This is a genomic window from Paracoccus sp. SCSIO 75233, from assembly GCF_027912675.1.
Taxonomy (GTDB): Bacteria; Pseudomonadota; Alphaproteobacteria; order Rhodobacterales; family Rhodobacteraceae; genus Paracoccus.
Map to the genome: position 1 here is coordinate 2,841,971 of NZ_CP115757.1, position 14,040 is coordinate 2,856,010.

15 protein-coding genes are annotated in these 14,040 nt (G+C 60.7%); 9 read left to right on the top strand and 6 right to left on the bottom strand.

All coding sequences use genetic code 11. The features are described 5' to 3' along the window. Window positions 1–82: 82 nt before the first annotated feature. A complete protein-coding gene (locus PAF12_RS13830; protein ID WP_271107574.1) occupies window positions 83–1,840 on the bottom strand; it encodes a nitrite reductase in 1,758 nt (585 codons plus the stop codon). Window positions 1,841–2,187: 347 nt separating this feature from the next. On the opposite strand from PAF12_RS13830, the gene PAF12_RS13835 reads away from it, so the two are divergent. The 5 genes from PAF12_RS13835 (at window position 2,188) to PAF12_RS13855 (ending at window position 7,547) form a co-directional block, all read left to right on the top strand. Next, window positions 2,188–2,640 (top strand): cytochrome c, encoded by a 453-nt coding sequence (locus PAF12_RS13835; protein WP_271107575.1) that lies wholly within the window; start codon window positions 2,188–2,190, stop codon window positions 2,638–2,640. Window positions 2,641–2,655: 15 nt separating this feature from the next. Then, window positions 2,656–4,053 (top strand): cbb3-type cytochrome c oxidase subunit I, encoded by a 1,398-nt coding sequence (locus PAF12_RS13840; RefSeq protein ID WP_271107576.1) that lies wholly within the window; start codon window positions 2,656–2,658, stop codon window positions 4,051–4,053. 5 nt (window positions 4,054–4,058) lie between these two features. Beyond that, on the top strand, window positions 4,059–4,865 hold the full coding sequence (locus PAF12_RS13845; RefSeq protein ID WP_271107577.1) for a CbbQ/NirQ/NorQ/GpvN family protein: 807 nt from the start codon (window positions 4,059–4,061) through the stop codon (window positions 4,863–4,865). A 10-nt stretch (window positions 4,866–4,875) separates the two neighbouring features. After that, a complete protein-coding gene (locus PAF12_RS13850; RefSeq protein ID WP_271107578.1) occupies window positions 4,876–6,804 on the top strand; it encodes a nitric oxide reductase activation protein NorD in 1,929 nt (642 codons plus the stop codon). 395 nt (window positions 6,805–7,199) lie between these two features. Then, entirely contained in the window at window positions 7,200–7,547 is a 348-nt protein-coding gene (locus tag PAF12_RS13855) for a TfoX/Sxy family protein (protein ID WP_271107579.1), read from the top strand. On the opposite strand, the gene PAF12_RS13860 is transcribed toward PAF12_RS13855, so the two are convergent. Beyond that, complete coding sequence (locus tag PAF12_RS13860; protein WP_271107580.1) at window positions 7,532–8,134, bottom strand: Smr/MutS family protein; 603 nt, start codon at window positions 8,132–8,134, stop codon at window positions 7,532–7,534. The genes PAF12_RS13855 and PAF12_RS13860 overlap by 16 nt on opposite strands. Beyond that, window positions 8,134–8,793, bottom strand: a complete 660-nt coding sequence (locus tag PAF12_RS13865) for a Tim44/TimA family putative adaptor protein (protein ID WP_271107581.1) — start codon at window positions 8,791–8,793, stop codon at window positions 8,134–8,136. Before PAF12_RS13865 ends, PAF12_RS13860 begins: the two co-directional genes overlap by 1 nt. A 104-nt stretch (window positions 8,794–8,897) precedes the next feature. Between PAF12_RS13865 and PAF12_RS13870 the strand changes: the two genes are divergently transcribed. From PAF12_RS13870 to PAF12_RS13880, 3 genes are all read left to right on the top strand, one after another. Continuing rightward, window positions 8,898–9,476: an FxsA family protein gene (locus PAF12_RS13870; RefSeq protein ID WP_271107582.1), complete on the top strand. Its 579-nt coding sequence runs from the start codon at window positions 8,898–8,900 to the stop codon at window positions 9,474–9,476. 85 nt (window positions 9,477–9,561) lie between these two features. Continuing rightward, the gene (secB, locus tag PAF12_RS13875) at window positions 9,562–10,083 is read left to right on the top strand and encodes a protein-export chaperone SecB (protein WP_271107583.1); all 522 of its coding nucleotides are present in this window, start codon (window positions 9,562–9,564) and stop codon (window positions 10,081–10,083) included. Window positions 10,084–10,101: 18 nt separating this feature from the next. After that, on the top strand, window positions 10,102–10,698 hold the full coding sequence (locus tag PAF12_RS13880; protein ID WP_271107584.1) for an HD family hydrolase: 597 nt from the start codon (window positions 10,102–10,104) through the stop codon (window positions 10,696–10,698). A 78-nt stretch (window positions 10,699–10,776) separates the two neighbouring features. On the opposite strand, the gene PAF12_RS13885 is transcribed toward PAF12_RS13880, so the two are convergent. The 3 genes from PAF12_RS13885 to PAF12_RS13895 form a co-directional block, all read right to left on the bottom strand. Next, window positions 10,777–11,085, bottom strand: coding sequence for an H-NS histone family protein (locus PAF12_RS13885; protein WP_271107585.1), 309 nt, complete (start codon window positions 11,083–11,085; stop codon window positions 10,777–10,779). An 80-nt stretch (window positions 11,086–11,165) separates the two neighbouring features. Beyond that, window positions 11,166–11,720 (bottom strand): ActR/PrrA/RegA family redox response regulator transcription factor, encoded by a 555-nt coding sequence (locus tag PAF12_RS13890; RefSeq protein WP_271107586.1) that lies wholly within the window; start codon window positions 11,718–11,720, stop codon window positions 11,166–11,168. Window positions 11,721–11,789: 69 nt separating this feature from the next. Then, window positions 11,790–12,419, bottom strand: a complete 630-nt coding sequence (locus tag PAF12_RS13895; protein ID WP_271107587.1) for an SCO family protein — start codon at window positions 12,417–12,419, stop codon at window positions 11,790–11,792. Window positions 12,420–12,505: 86 nt separating this feature from the next. On the opposite strand from PAF12_RS13895, the gene PAF12_RS13900 reads away from it, so the two are divergent. Next, on the top strand, window positions 12,506–13,840 hold the full coding sequence (locus PAF12_RS13900; RefSeq protein WP_271107589.1) for an ActS/PrrB/RegB family redox-sensitive histidine kinase: 1,335 nt from the start codon (window positions 12,506–12,508) through the stop codon (window positions 13,838–13,840). Window positions 13,841–14,040: the final 200 nt, after the last annotated feature.

Sequence of the window (14,040 nt, forward strand, 5' to 3'; positions counted from 1 at the left end):
TGTCTTCCTATCTGGCAATCGCTGGATAAAATTGCGGCGGACGGGGAAAGGGGACGTCAGGGACCGTCCGCCGCGTGGGGGCTCAGTAAATATCGGCCCTTGTGTTGTAGACGTTGAACTTGCCGGTCGGGGTCACGAGGCGCTCATCCTTGATGACCTTCTTCAGCTCCAGCGTCTTGTCATCGACCACAACGATGGCGCTTTCCAGATCCTTGGCATTCCAGACCGAGAACCAGACTTCCGTACCATCCCGGTTGAATTCGGGCTGCACGACGCGCGGCTGACCGTCCTCGATCCCGGCCCATTCGCCGATCGGCAGGGTGATGAACGGCGGATCTTCGCCTTCCTTCATGTCCGGGATCTTGAACACTGCGACCGAAGACGAGATCTCTTCATCCGGGTTCAGCGTCGCATCGACATAGAGGTTTTCCGATTCCGGGTGCGTCTTGATGAACAGCGACCCGCCACCAAGGGCATAGAACGTCTCGGTGATCTTCCAGGCCTTGTCCGGATGGCCTTCCGGATCGGTCCCGATCAGTGCGACCGACTCGTCCCCCAGATGCGAGGTTGCCCAGACCGGACCATGATCGGGGTGCACGAAGTTCGCGCCGCGACCCGGGTGCGGGGTCAGCCCTTCGGTGTCGGTGATGCTGACAAGCTTGCCCTCCTTGGTGTCGATCACCACCAGCTTGTTGCGCGCATTCGCCGCGGTGATGAAATACCGCCGGGTGCTGTCGAGCCCGCCGTCATGCAGGAACCGCTCCGCCTCGATCTCCGTGGTCTGGAGGTTTTCGAGGTCGGTGTAGTCGACCAGAAGGATCTTGCCGGTTTCCTTGACGTTGACGATGAATTCCGGCCGGTAGTGGCTCGACAGGATCGCCGCCACGCGCGGTTCGGGGTGGTAGCTCTGCTCGTCATAGACCATGCCACGGGTGGACTTGATCTTGAGCGGCTGCAGCGTGTCGCCGTCCATGATGACGTATTGGGGCGGCCAGTACGCGCCGGCGATGGCGTATTTGTCTTCCCAGCCTTCCATCTTAGAGGTCTCGACGGAGCGCGCCTCCATCCCGACCTTGATCTCCGCCACGGTGGCCGGGGTTTCCATCCAGAGGTCGATCATATTGACCCGCGCGTCGCGGCCGATGACGAAGAGATAGCGCCCGGATGCAGAAATCCGGCTGATATGCACCGCGTAGCCGGTTTCGATGACGGCGTGAATTTCATAGGTGCCGCCGTCGATCAGGGCGATCTGCCCGGCGTCGCGCAGCGTGACCGACATCAGGTTGTCGATGTCGATGTCATTCATCTTCTCTGTCGGGCGATCTTCCGGTGCGACGACGACCTTCCAGCTTTCGCGCATTTCCTCCATGCCCCATTCCGGCGGCGAGGCCGGATCGAGAAGCAGGTAACGCGCCATGACGTCGATTTCTTCCTCGCTCAGATCGCCGGAGGTCCCCCAGTTCGGCATACCGGCGGGCGAGCCATAGGTGATGAAGCTCTGCAGGTAGTCGTAACCCAGTTCGCGGGTGAGGTCCGAAGTCAGCGCCTTGCCGGTCGCGCCCTTGCGCAGCACGCCGTGGCAGCCTGCGCAGCGCTGGAAATAAATCTCGTTCGCGAGGTCGAATTCTTCCTGATTTATAATCGGGTCGTCGGGACCGAGGCCCGGGATCTCAAGGTTCAGATCCCCAAGCGTGTCGTAACCGCCCGACGATGCCGCAGTGGCACTGCTTTCCTCTGCCGGTTCGGGCTCTTCCTGAGCCGCAAGCGGGCCGGCAACGGCCAACGCCAGCGCGGCGCTGGTGATCAACAGACGGCTGGGTATGGCTCTTATACTTTGCATGACGTTGTCTCCGTAAAGCTGGTGAGGCCGTGGTCTGTCTCGCACCGGGTCTGAGTCCCCTCCTTGACTTCCGTTAAGGATGTAATTATGTCGCAGACTACTATCTATGGTATAATTGTTGCCACCGATCCAATCCAACGGATTTCCGGCTTTCGCCCAACAATAGTTGGACAAATCGGCTGAAAATCCAGCGCCCCTGAATTCTGCGCGCGCATGGTTTCCCGCCTGTCGGCCGAGCGAAACTAAGATACCGTTTTAAGAGAATTTATTCTCCTTGACTTCCGTTAAGGATGTATCTGAAAGCGCCCTTCATAAGCTCTCCATCCAACCGGGCGAAGGAGAGCGCTATGCGCGACGTCATGACCAAAAGCATGGCCCGAAATATATTCTATGGCGGGTCGCTGTTCTTCATTCTCATTTTTGCGGCGCTGGCTTTGCATTCGCATCGCTACATCGTCACCACATCCACCGATGCCGAAGGGCTCACCGATAGCGTGGAACTCGGCAAGCATGTCTGGGAAAAACATGCCTGCATCAACTGTCACTCACTGCTCGGCGAAGGCGCTTATTTCGCGCCCGAACTCGGCAATGTCATGATCCGCTGGGGTGTCGATGACGACGCCGAGGCCGCCTACGAAACCTTGCGCGGCTGGATGGAAGCCATGCCGAGCGGGATCGAAGGTCGCCGCCAGATGCCGGCCTTCGATCTGACCGAAGAGGAATATCGCGGGCTGTCGGATTTTCTGTTGTGGACCGGCACGATCGATACCCAGAACTGGCCCCCCAATGACGCCGGCTGAGAAAGGACAAGTGAGATGAAATATCAAACGCAAAAGATCGCGATGGCCTATTTCTCGGTGGCATTGGCGCTTTTCGCGATCCAGATCATCGGCGGGCTGATGGTCGGCTATGTCTACGTCAACCCCAACTTCATGGCGGAGCTTCTGCCGTTCAACACTTTGCGGATGCTGCACACCAATTCGCTGATCGTCTGGCTGTTGCTGGGCTTTTTCGGTGCTGCCTATTTCCTGATCCCGGAAGAGGCGGAGCGCGACATCTATTCGCCAAAGCTGGCCTATCTTCAGCTGATCATCCTGGTGGTCGGAACGCTGGGTGTGGTGCTCACCTATGTCTTCAACCTGTTCGAGGGGAACTGGCTTCTCGGCAAGGAGGGGCGTGAATTTCTGGAGCAACCCAAATGGGTGAAGGTCGGTATCGTGGTTGCGGCGCTGATTTTCCTGTTCAACGTCTCGATGACCGTGCTGAAAGGCAAGAAGACGGCGATCACCAATGTCCTTCTGCTGGGCCTCTGGGGGCTTGCACTGCTGTTCCTGTTTGCCTTCTACAACCCGTCAAACCTCGCGCTCGACAAGCAATACTGGTGGTTCGTGGTTCACCTCTGGGTCGAAGGCGTGTGGGAACTGATCATGGCGTCGATCCTGGCCTATCTGATGCTCAAGCTGACCGGCGTTGACCGCGAAGTGGTGGAAAAATGGCTCTATGTCATTGTCGCACTGGCGCTGTTCTCCGGCATTCTCGGCACCGGGCACCATTATTACTGGGTCGGCGGACCGGGCTACTGGCAGTGGATCGGCTCGATCTTCTCCTCGCTGGAAGTGGTCCCGTTCTTCGCCATGATGGCTTTCGCCTTCGTCATGGTCTGGAAGGGCCGGCGCGATCATCCCAACAAGGCCGCACTGCTCTGGTCGCTGGGCTGTGCCACACTCGCCTTCTTCGGCGCCGGTGTCTGGGGCTTCCTGCACACGCTGCACGGGGTAAACTACTACACCCACGGCACCCAGATCACGGCAGCGCATGGGCATCTGGCGTTTTATGGCGCCTATGTCTGCCTGAATATCGCGATCTTCACCTATGCGATGCCGATCCTGCGCAACCGCGATCCGTACAATCAGGTTCTCAACATGAGCTCCTTCTGGTTGATGTCGGGCGGCATGGTCTTCATGACCTTTACCCTGACCTTCGCAGGCACGGTACAGACCCATATGCAGCGCGTGCTGGGTGAGTATTTCATGGACGTGCAGGACCAGCTCACGATCTTCTACTGGATGCGCTTCTTCTCGGGCGTCGCCGTGTTCATCGGTGTGCTGATGCTCATCTACTCGCTGGCAATGCCGCGCAAGGAGCTGGTCCCTCCGGGCCCGCAAAAGCGTCGCGGGCTGACGGATGATCCCGACCACATGGCCGCGGAGTAACACCGATGACCGGCAAACCAGATCGGACGGAGGGGGCTGAGGCCCCCTTCTACCTTGCCCAGACTGATGAATGCGAGGTTTTCGAAGCCGCATTCAACAACCGCCTGCCGCTGCTGCTGAAAGGACCGACCGGCTGCGGCAAGACCCGCTTCGTCGCGCATATGGCTGCGAGGCTGGGCCGGTCGCTTCACACCGTCGCCTGTCACGACGACCTGTCCGCCGCCGACCTGATCGGACGCTACCTGCTGAAAGGTGGTGAAACCGTCTGGGTCGACGGCCCCCTGACGCGGGCGGTGCGCGATGGCGCGATCTGCTATCTCGACGAGGTGGTGGAGGCCCGCAAGGACGTGACCGTCGTGCTGCATCCGCTGACCGACGACCGCCGCATCCTGCCGATCGACCGCACCGGGGAAGAGTTGATTGCCGCCCCCGGCTTCATGCTGGTCGCGTCCTATAATCCCGGTTACCAGAACATCCTCAAAACCCTCAAACCCTCGACCCGTCAGCGTTTTGTCTCGCTCGAATTCAGCTTCCCCGAACCGGCGGAGGAAGAGCGGATCGTCGCCCGGGAAAGCGGGCTGGACCCCGACCGGGTTAGGGCGCTTGTGCGGCTGGCGGGCAAACTGCGCGGTTTGAAAGGGCAGGATCTGGAGGAAGGGGTTTCAACCCGCCTCGTGGTCTATGCCGCCACGCTGATCCATCAGGGCCTGCCCGTCGAGCGGGCGATCCACGTCGCGATGATTGAACCGCTGACCGACGATGAGGATACGAAACGCGGGCTCCTCGATCTGGTCACGGCCGTCTTTGGGTGAGGTTGGCCCCGTGAACCGGATCACCTTCGAGCCGTGGGAACCCGAGGAAAGCGTCGGGAAACTATGGCACGCCTTCGTCAGTCGCCTGGATGCGCCCGAGGCGCATGAGGGAGCCGCGGTCGATCTTTCCGAGGTCGGCGGGCGACTGGCGGTCCTTTTCCGGGGCCTGGGCGGCAGCCCGTCTGTCGAGCTGCGCCCGGTCTCGGAAGAGGTGAGTTCTCACCGTCTGCCCTGGCGGCGCAGGCTTGGCACCCCGGTGGAAACCGTTCCCCGCACCAGCTTCGACGGCGAGGCGCTGCGCCTGCCCGCAAGACTGGCCGTCTTCCCCGAGCGGGAGGCGAACGCCGCCCTTTATGTCTGGCTCGCCGCGGCAGCGGCACATGCGCCGGAACGTCATCGAGAGGACGACCCGCTGCGTGCGGATTTGCGCGCTCTGGCGGCGGCGCGCGACATGGTCGCCGCAACGCTGGCCGATGCGCCCGGGCTGACACGCCTTTATCAGGCGTTGTGCCATGCATATCTGTCACAGCGCCCGCAGCCGCCCCTGCCACCGGCAGAGGCAGCGGTCGAAGCCATGATCCGGCACATGCTGGGCGCGCCCCTGCCCCCCGAGGCCGCTGAGATATGGGCGGCCATGAATGATGGCGGCGCTTTCGGCCAGACCGCGCCACGGGGCTATCGACCCTACCGGCCTGTGCCGCTCTGGCCGGAGCTGCGCGCCGTGGAAAGCAGCGCCCGTCACGAAATGGACCACGCCGAAACCGCCGACGCCGCGCCAGAGGACGGCGAGGGCCGGACCCATCGTGCCCGGCGGCGCGAATCCGAGCAGGCCGAGCGGAGCGACAGTTTCATCCTGCATAAATTTGAAGCGATCCTGTCCTGGGCCGAATTCCTCAACATCAATCGCCGGGTGGATGACGACGATCCCGACAATGCCCGAAAGGCCGCCGACGATCAGGACGAAATCGGGCTGGGCCAGATCAGCAAGGCACCGCCCACAAGGCTGAAGCTGCATCTCGATCTGGCGCCGGAAGATGTCGACCGCGAGCGCCTGTCCGAAAAGCTGACCTACCCAGAATGGGACTGTCGCGCCGGTGTCTACCTGCCCGACCACGCTTGCGTCCTTGCCTCCGTGGCAGAGCCCGCCGATGACGGCTTCGCCCGCGATCCCGCTGCCTCCCGCCGCATCCGTGCGGTCAAGCGTCAGTTCGAAGCACTGCGCCCCGCCCGGATGACCACACGCGGACATCTGGACGGCGATGCGCTGGATATCGAGGCAGCCGTCCGGGCAGAGGCGGACCGACGCGCAAGCGGCGAGGGTTGTGACCGCGTCTGGATGCAGACCCGGCCCGAGGCGCGCGATCTGGCAGTCTCAATCCTGCTCGACGCGTCGCGTTCGACCGAGAGCGCTATCACTGGCCGCGCCGTCATCGATATTGAACGCGAGGCCCTGAACGCGCTGGCATGGGGGCTCGATGCCTGCGGCGATGATTTTGCGATCAATGCGTTCTGGTCACTGAAGCGGCACCGGGTCTATGTGCAGAACTGCAAAGAATTTTCCGAGGAAATGGGACCGCTCGTCGAACGCCGCCTCAGCGCGCTGCGGCCGGGCTTCTATACGCGAATGGGCACAGCGATCCGCCATGTCTCCGCCGAGCTTTCGCGACAGCCCCGCAAACGACGGCTTTTGATCGTGATCACCGATGGCAAACCCAACGACCTCGACCACTACGAAGGCCGCCACGGGATCGAAGACTCCGCCAAAGCCGTGCGCGAGGCACGCCGCGCCGGGCAATCGGTCTTTGGCATCACCGTCGACCGCGACGCCCGATCCTGGTTCCCCCGGCTGTTCGGACAAGGCGGCTTCGCCGTCGTGCCCGACCCGGAAAAACTGATCTTCGCCCTGCCCCGGATTTATCGGCAGTTGGTGGGTGGGTGAGCGTTGGAGGCTGGATGCGGTTCCGGCGCAGTTGCAAGAATGCGGCGATAGAGCTGCGGGCGGCCATATTTCGCGCTGAGCTGTAGATTTGGCGTGATGGAAGTGGTTCCAAAAGCGTGCTCGCTCTCATCGCCCTAGGGCGAGAATTGCCAAACCCGGAAATTAGTCGCCAGGTCTTCCGCTCAACGACCAAGAAACCTCGTCTTAAGGATGGTGAGTGCCGTAGGGTGTCTTCTGCGCCTTTTACGGTAAAGACATTTTGTTGACCGAAACGCTGAACTGACACACACTCGACCATGCTGGATGCAATCAACATGACAATGACCTGATGCTAAATCAGCAGATTATTCCACAAATTGGGCGTTATCCAACGCGCAGGCAGGGGGTGCACGGGTGTGGCTTATGATGAGGGGCTGGCTGAGCAGATCCGCGCCGCGCTCGAACGCTTTGGCGGGGGTGAGGAGTTGAAGATGATGGGCGGGCTGTGCTTCATGCGCAGCGGCAATATGACCTGCGGCGTCATCGGCGACAGCCTGATGCTGCGGCTTGGCAAGGACGGCGCGGCGGCGGCGCTTGGTGAACCGCATGTCGCGCCGATGCAGATTGGTGGCGGTCGCACACCGAAGGCCTTCGTGACGGTCGGGCCTGAAGGGATCACGGAAGACGCGGTACTTGCCGACTGGATCGCCCGCGCCGTTGCCTTCGCCGACAGCCTGCCGCCCAAATCTCAGCGACGCAGATAGACGTAATAGGCCCCTTCCCCGCCGTGGCGCAGATGGGCGGAGCTGACCTGCTGGACGACTTGCGATAATGGCGGGCTATGCAGCCAGTGCGGCACCTGATGACGCAGCGCGCCGGGTCTGGTCGGCAACGGTCCGGGGTCGGCGGCACGGCTGCCCTTGCCTGTGATCACAAGCACAAGACGGAAACCGCGTGCGTGGCAGGACAGGATGAACCGCGCCAGTTCCGGCCCCGCCTCGGCGAGCGTCATCCCGTGCAGGTCCAGCTTCGCCTCCGGGCGCAGCTTTCCGCGCGTCATCTGCTTATGCACCTTGCGATCCATCCGCAGCGGGTGCGCCGACAATGCCTGAGCGGGCGACGGCGCGAGATCGTGTTTTTGCGGTTTGGTCTTGCCACCCGCGCCAATGCGAAAGCGCCTCTCCTCCAGAAAATCCTGCGGCGCGCGCGGAACCACCGGCACGGCCTTTTTGCGTTCAGGCTCGGGCGCCGGTGTGTCTTTTCGCGGCTTGGGGTGGAGCGGCGTTGCGCTGCGCGTCACGCGGGACCAGAGTTCGCGGTCCTCGGACGACAGGCCGCGCCGCCGGGGCATTAAACGCCGGTTGCGACGAGTTGCCAGTTCGGATCGGCCTCGCCCATCACCCGTTCAAACGTCCAGGTGTCACGCTGCTTGCGGGGGGTGGACGCATCGCCATCGACCACCTTGCCCTCGGCATCGCGGGTGGCGACCAGCATCTCGCCAAGGAAGCGCACCGAAAGTGCTGCCTGATTGGTCGAGGTATCGAACTCCGCCGCGGCGAGCGCGGTTTCGCGCGTCCCCAGAAACTGCACATCCACGGTCTGTCCGGCACGGTCGCGCGCATCGATCGCACCCTGAAATGCCCCGGCAACCTCTTCGGCAAGGAATGGGCGAACCTCGCCCAGATCGCCCTTTTCGAAGGCGACGAGGATCATTTCATAGGCCTGCTTCGCCCCGGACAGGAATTCGCCCAGCGAGAAATCGGGCTCAACCTGCTTCATGGCCAGCAACGCGGCATAGGCGGGGCTTTCGGGATCGACGTGATCGGTCAGATCCTCATCCTGCGGAGCGGCCTTGTCGCCGTCGATGACTTCGAAATCCCGCTCCGCCTGCCGCTGTTCGACCCGCGTCGGCTCGAACCCGTCGCGCGTGCCCAGTACGCCGCGCAGGCGAATGATCAGGAAAACCGCAATCGCGGCGAGCACAATAAGTTGGATCATCGGGTTCGACATCGCCATCCTTTGACGCCCATATCGGCGGTTTGTAATTCTGCGTTCCGGACCTATGTAGGGTCGCAAGGGGAACGAGTCCAGTTTCCCGGTCCAAGAGGAGAGACATGCCGCTGTTCATATTGTTCATCCTGATCCCGATCATCGAGATCGCCCTGCTCATCCAGGTCGGCGGGATCATTGGGGTCTGGCCGACGATTGCACTTGTGATCCTGTCCGCCGTCGTCGGATCGGCCCTTATCCGCAGTCAGGGACGACGGGCGCTGGCGGAGTTGCAGGATTCGTTCCGCACGCTGAACGACCCGACCCGCCCGCTTGCGCATGGTGCGATGATCCTGTTCGCGGGCGCGCTGTTGCTGACGCCGGGATTTTTCACGGACACCATGGGTCTGTTGCTGCTGATCCCGGCCGTGCGGGACTGGGTTATGCGGGTCGCCGGACGCCGGGTGAAGGTGACCCGCGTGGGCTTCGGCTTCGACACCTCGCGCCAACCCAGCCACGGCTGGCCGGGCCGCGACGATGGCGTGATCGACGGCGAATATACGGTTCAGGAAGATCCCTATTCGACGCGCGAGGATATCGAGCGCGACCGCCCTGCCCCGCAGGACCAGGACACACGCCGCAACGGCTCGCGTAAGCCGTCCGGCTGGACGCAATCGGATCAGGAACCGCCACGCTCATATTAACCCGGTCGATATTAACCGGCGACATTGAGACGCATGCGCTGTGATGATAGAACGCCGCGAACCCAAGTTTCCCGAGAGGACCCTCATGACTGACGAAAACCCGCAAGCCGCCCCGCAGACCGACGGACAGCCGCAGCAGCCGGCGCAGCCGCGCCTTCAGATCCTTGCCCAGTTCGTGCGGGATATGTCGTTCGAGAACCTCGTCGCGCAAAACGGTCTCGCCGGTGCGGACGTCAAGCCCGAGATTTCGGTTCAGGTCAGCCTCGACGCGCGCAAGCGCAATGCCGAGGGCCACTACGAGATCATCAGCCGCTACCGCGTCGAATCCAAAAACACCAATGACAGCAAGAGCTTGTTCCTGTGTGAGCTGGAATATGGCGCTGTCTTCCATGTTTCGGGTATCCCCGACGATCAGCTGCATCCGTTCCTGATGATCGAATGCCCGCGCATGGTGTTCCCCTTTGCGCGCCGCATCATCAGCGACGTTACCCGCGATGGCGGCTTCCCGCCGGTCAACCTGGACCCGATCGACTTCGTCGCGCTGTATCGCCAGGAACTGGCACGCCGCGCGCAGTCCGAGAAACCCGCAGACGCGCCGGTTTCCTGATCGCACGGCGATCAATAAATGCCCCGCACCGAAAATCGCGCCTGGCAGCGAATGCTGTCAGGCCGTCGGCTGGATCTTCTCGATCCCACGCCCTTCGATATTGAAATCGAGGATATCGCGCACGGCCTAGCCTTCGTTGCGCGCTGGAACGGGCAGACGCGGGGTGACTGGCCCTATTCGGTCGCCGAGCATTCGCTGCTGGTCGAACAGGCCTTTACACGGATGTCGCCCGGGATCGATGTGCAATGGCAACTCGCCGCCTTGCTGCATGATGCCCCTGAATATGTCCTCGGCGACATGATTTCCCCCGTCAAGGGCGCGCTTGGCCGCGAGTACGGGGAAATGGATGAGCGTGTGGCCGAAGCTGTGCACCGCCGTTTCGGGCTGCCCGCGAAACTACCTGCGAAAATCAAACGGCAGATCAAACGCGCCGATCAGGTCTCCGCGTGGCTTGAAGCCATCGAGATTGCGGGGTTTTCGGAAAAAGAGGCTCGCGGGATTTTCAAAAGGCCAAATCCGGAGCATTGCGAGGGTCTGACGATCATGCTGCGCCCGCCCGCAGAGGCGCGCGCCGCTTATCTGGCACGTTTCAACGAACTGATTTCCGACTTCTAATTAGATTTATCTATTGGAATGTACTCAAAATTGATAAAACCCTTGCGGCAATTAACATACACCGCAAGCTGTTTTAACTTATACTGCTAGCTCTTCCAGGGACTTTCCGTCCTCAAGCGCGTCCTGAATCCAGCGCGGGCGACGGCCACGACCACTCCAGGTTTGCGAATTATCCTCGGGGTTTACGAACTTCGCAGCCGCTTTCCCGACGCGCCGGCCCTTGCTTCCCGTCAGTTCATTCAGCGAAAAGCCATGCTCTCTCGCCGCCTCTTCCACTGCTGCCAGGGCTTCACGGCGCTTACGCTCCTCAAAGCTAGAAATTGCCCGCTCAACCTTGGTCCGCAGATCACGCAGCTCCTTAAGAGACATGCGTTCGATATCCAACATATATCAACTCCGATTAATTTTAGGATTTGTAAAATTATGCTTGAAAAGTAATGATGTCAATTCACCAGCAATCTAATTATTTATTTTGGACTTCTTTTGGCTAAAATCCGCTGAAGTGTGCGGCGATGCATATGCAATCGTCTGGCTGTTTCGCTTACATTTCGATCACATTGCTCATAAACGCGTTGAATATGCTCCCATTTTACCCGGTCGGCGGACATGGGGTTTTCCGGCGGCGGCGGCAGCGTTTCCCCGACCTGAAGCAAAGCTGACGCAACGTCATTCGCATCCGCAGGTTTCGCAAGGTAATCGGTGGCGCCCATTTTTACCGCCGCAACGGCCGTTGCGATTGCGCCATAGCCGGTCAGGACGATAACACGCGCATTCGGGCGCACTTCGCGCATCGCGTCGATGACGTCCAGACCGTTGCCATCCTCCAGCCTCAGGTCGACAACCGCATAGGCGGGTGCTTTAGCCCTGACCGCGCCCAAGGCGTCGGAAACCGAAAGCGCGACGGTCGGCTCAAACCCGCGGCGCTCCATTGCGCGGGCAAGGCGGTTAACGAAAATTTCGTCGTCATCAACCAAAAGAAGCGAAGGATCGTCACCTACATTGTGCATAACCGTTTCGGACATTCCCACCTCCGCCGATGAAATATCAAGTTTATTACGCTGATAATAAGGCAGACGCAAACGGTTGGGGCATTAAGAAGCGTCGACAAAACAGGCAACGCGTTCAGCAAGTTGCGCTGGTGTCAGGTCGCGGCGGAAAAACTCTACCGTGCCGTAATCGGGCAATACCAGATAGGTATTCGTGCTGTGATCAACCGGATAATCATCGGAACCATCGTCATGGACGGCGTAATAAGCTTTCCATAGCTTGGCCATTGAGTCGATTTCCTCTGGCGTGCCGGTAATGCCGATCATTTTCTCGTGCATATTGAAGGTATAGTCCGCAAGCACCTCTGGCGTGTCGCGTTTCGGGTCGACGGAAACCATGATCGCCTGGGCGTCGATCCCGTCCTCATCCAATAGGTCGAGTGCCTCGGCATTGCGCGCGTTATCAAGCGGGCAGACATCAGGGCAGTATGTAAAGCCGAAATAAACCAGCGAGGGCTTGGTGAACAAATCCTCATTGGTCACGCGCGCGCCGGTCTCATCGGTCATCTCTATAGGCCCGCCCAATGCCCCGGCTCCGCCCGCGACCACGGCCGTGCGACATGAGGCGAAGCGGTCCCCGCCGTCTCCCGGACCACGATTTAACCACAGCCAGCCGCCGACCAGTACAATCGCCGTCGCCGCAACGCCTGCAATCAGAATTCGCTTATCGTTCATAATTGCCCCCAAAAACACTGTGACGGATTGATTGCGCAATTCATGCCGAATATCAACGATCACTGACCTTACGCAGCAGATTTAAAATGTCGCATTCCGAAGAATTTACCTTGGCATTCAATACCAATCAGGGAAGACCGGCCGAACCCATCCGCCGGAGAACCCTGATATTGCTACGCTGGGTGGCGCTTGGCGGACAGCTTGCCGCGATCATCGTCGCCTCTCTGGCGGGGATAGAGTTCGCCCGGGGGCCTGCCCTTCTGGTTGTCGGCATGGGCGCGGCAGTCAATTTATGGATGATCATGTCGCCCTTGCGCGTGACCCAAAGCGGCGCGACATGGCAGCTTGTCTTCGATCTCGCCCAGATCTCGCTGCTGATCGGCCTCACCGGCGGGCTGTCCAATCCGTTCGCCCTGCTGGTGCTTGCGCCTGTCACCATCGCGGCCACGGCATTGCGCCGCCGGCAAACCATCCTGGTCGGTATTGCCACCGTCGTGATGATCTCCATCGCTGCGTGGCTGGCGCTGCCGCTGAAGCATGAGACGCTGGATCTGTCGATGCCGCCCATTCTGCAATTCGGCCATTTTATCGCCATTCTGATCGGCGTGGTGTTTTTCGCGTTCTATGCCCGGCGTGTTTCCGAAGAATTCGCGATGACCGCAAATGCGCTGTTCGCCACCCGAACGGCGCTGGCGCGTGAGCAGAAGCTTCAGCATCTCGGCGGCATCGTCGCTGCAACCGCGCATGAGATGGGCACGCCGCTGGCAACGATCAAGCTGATCGCATCCGAGCTCAAGGACGAGCTGGAGGAGGCCCTGCCCGATCGCATCGACCTGACCGAAGACGCGGCAACGCTGGCCCTTTCCGTCGACCGCTGTCGCGAGATCATGCGCTCGATGGGTCAGGCCGGAAAGGATGATCTGACGCTACACGCAGCGCCATTGCGTACGGTGCTAGAGGAGGCTGCTGCACCGCATGCCGAACGCGGCACCAGGATCACCATCACGCTGTCAGATGAAAGCGGTGCACCGACGATCCATCGCGATCCGGGGGTGGTTCACGGCTTGCGCAACATAATCCAGAATGCCGTGGATTTTGCCGAGTCAAAGGTCATTATTACCGCGGAATGGAGTGAACGACAGATTGATCTGACCATCAGCGATGACGGGCCGGGGTTTCCGACATATATGCTGGGCCGGCTCGGCGATCCGTTTCCGGTTGGTCGGCGGAATGACGGGCGGGCAGGGTATGAAGGCATGGGCCTCGGCCTGTTCATCGCGCGAACGCTTTTGGAAAGCAGCGGCGCACAGGTGACCTACGCGAATGGCCCGGTTGGCGCGCGCGTCTCCATTTCGTGGCCGATCAGCCGCATTAACGCCAGCGACAGGATCGCACTTTCCGAAAATCCGCAGATAAACTAGCGACTTAACCAACAATTAACCCAATTGCCCTAAATCCGACCATAAGGCTGCAAGAATGGCGGATGATGACTGGGTCTATTGCCTTTATCGCATTGTTTTCGGGTGGCGCGACGGCTGCATTTTTTTGGCTTTTTAGCGACCGGTGGATTTTGCAGCGAGGGCGTTTTCGGCCCTGGAAACCCGCGCGGCTGGTGCCTTGC

What these genes read in the sequence shown, in the direction of transcription:
- PAF12_RS13830 (WP_271107574.1), bottom strand. Translation starts at nt 1,840, where the DNA reads ATGCAAAGTATAAGAGCCATACCCAGCCGTCTGTTGATCACCAGCGCC.
- PAF12_RS13835 (WP_271107575.1), top strand. Translation starts at nt 2,188, where the DNA reads ATGCGCGACGTCATGACCAAAAGCATGGCCCGAAATATATTCTATGGC.
- PAF12_RS13840 (WP_271107576.1), top strand. Translation starts at nt 2,656, where the DNA reads ATGAAATATCAAACGCAAAAGATCGCGATGGCCTATTTCTCGGTGGCA.
- PAF12_RS13845 (WP_271107577.1), top strand. Translation starts at nt 4,059, where the DNA reads ATGACCGGCAAACCAGATCGGACGGAGGGGGCTGAGGCCCCCTTCTAC.
- PAF12_RS13860 (WP_271107580.1), bottom strand. Translation starts at nt 8,134, where the DNA reads ATGCCCCGGCGGCGCGGCCTGTCGTCCGAGGACCGCGAACTCTGGTCC.
- PAF12_RS13865 (WP_271107581.1), bottom strand. Translation starts at nt 8,793, where the DNA reads ATGTCGAACCCGATGATCCAACTTATTGTGCTCGCCGCGATTGCGGTT.
- PAF12_RS13870 (WP_271107582.1), top strand. Translation starts at nt 8,898, where the DNA reads ATGCCGCTGTTCATATTGTTCATCCTGATCCCGATCATCGAGATCGCC.
- secB (WP_271107583.1), top strand. Translation starts at nt 9,562, where the DNA reads ATGACTGACGAAAACCCGCAAGCCGCCCCGCAGACCGACGGACAGCCG.
- PAF12_RS13880 (WP_271107584.1), top strand. Translation starts at nt 10,102, where the DNA reads ATGCCCCGCACCGAAAATCGCGCCTGGCAGCGAATGCTGTCAGGCCGT.
- PAF12_RS13885 (WP_271107585.1), bottom strand. Translation starts at nt 11,085, where the DNA reads ATGTTGGATATCGAACGCATGTCTCTTAAGGAGCTGCGTGATCTGCGG.
- PAF12_RS13890 (WP_271107586.1), bottom strand. Translation starts at nt 11,720, where the DNA reads ATGTCCGAAACGGTTATGCACAATGTAGGTGACGATCCTTCGCTTCTT.
- PAF12_RS13895 (WP_271107587.1), bottom strand. Translation starts at nt 12,419, where the DNA reads ATGAACGATAAGCGAATTCTGATTGCAGGCGTTGCGGCGACGGCGATT.
- PAF12_RS13900 (WP_271107589.1), top strand. Translation starts at nt 12,506, where the DNA reads ATGTCGCATTCCGAAGAATTTACCTTGGCATTCAATACCAATCAGGGA.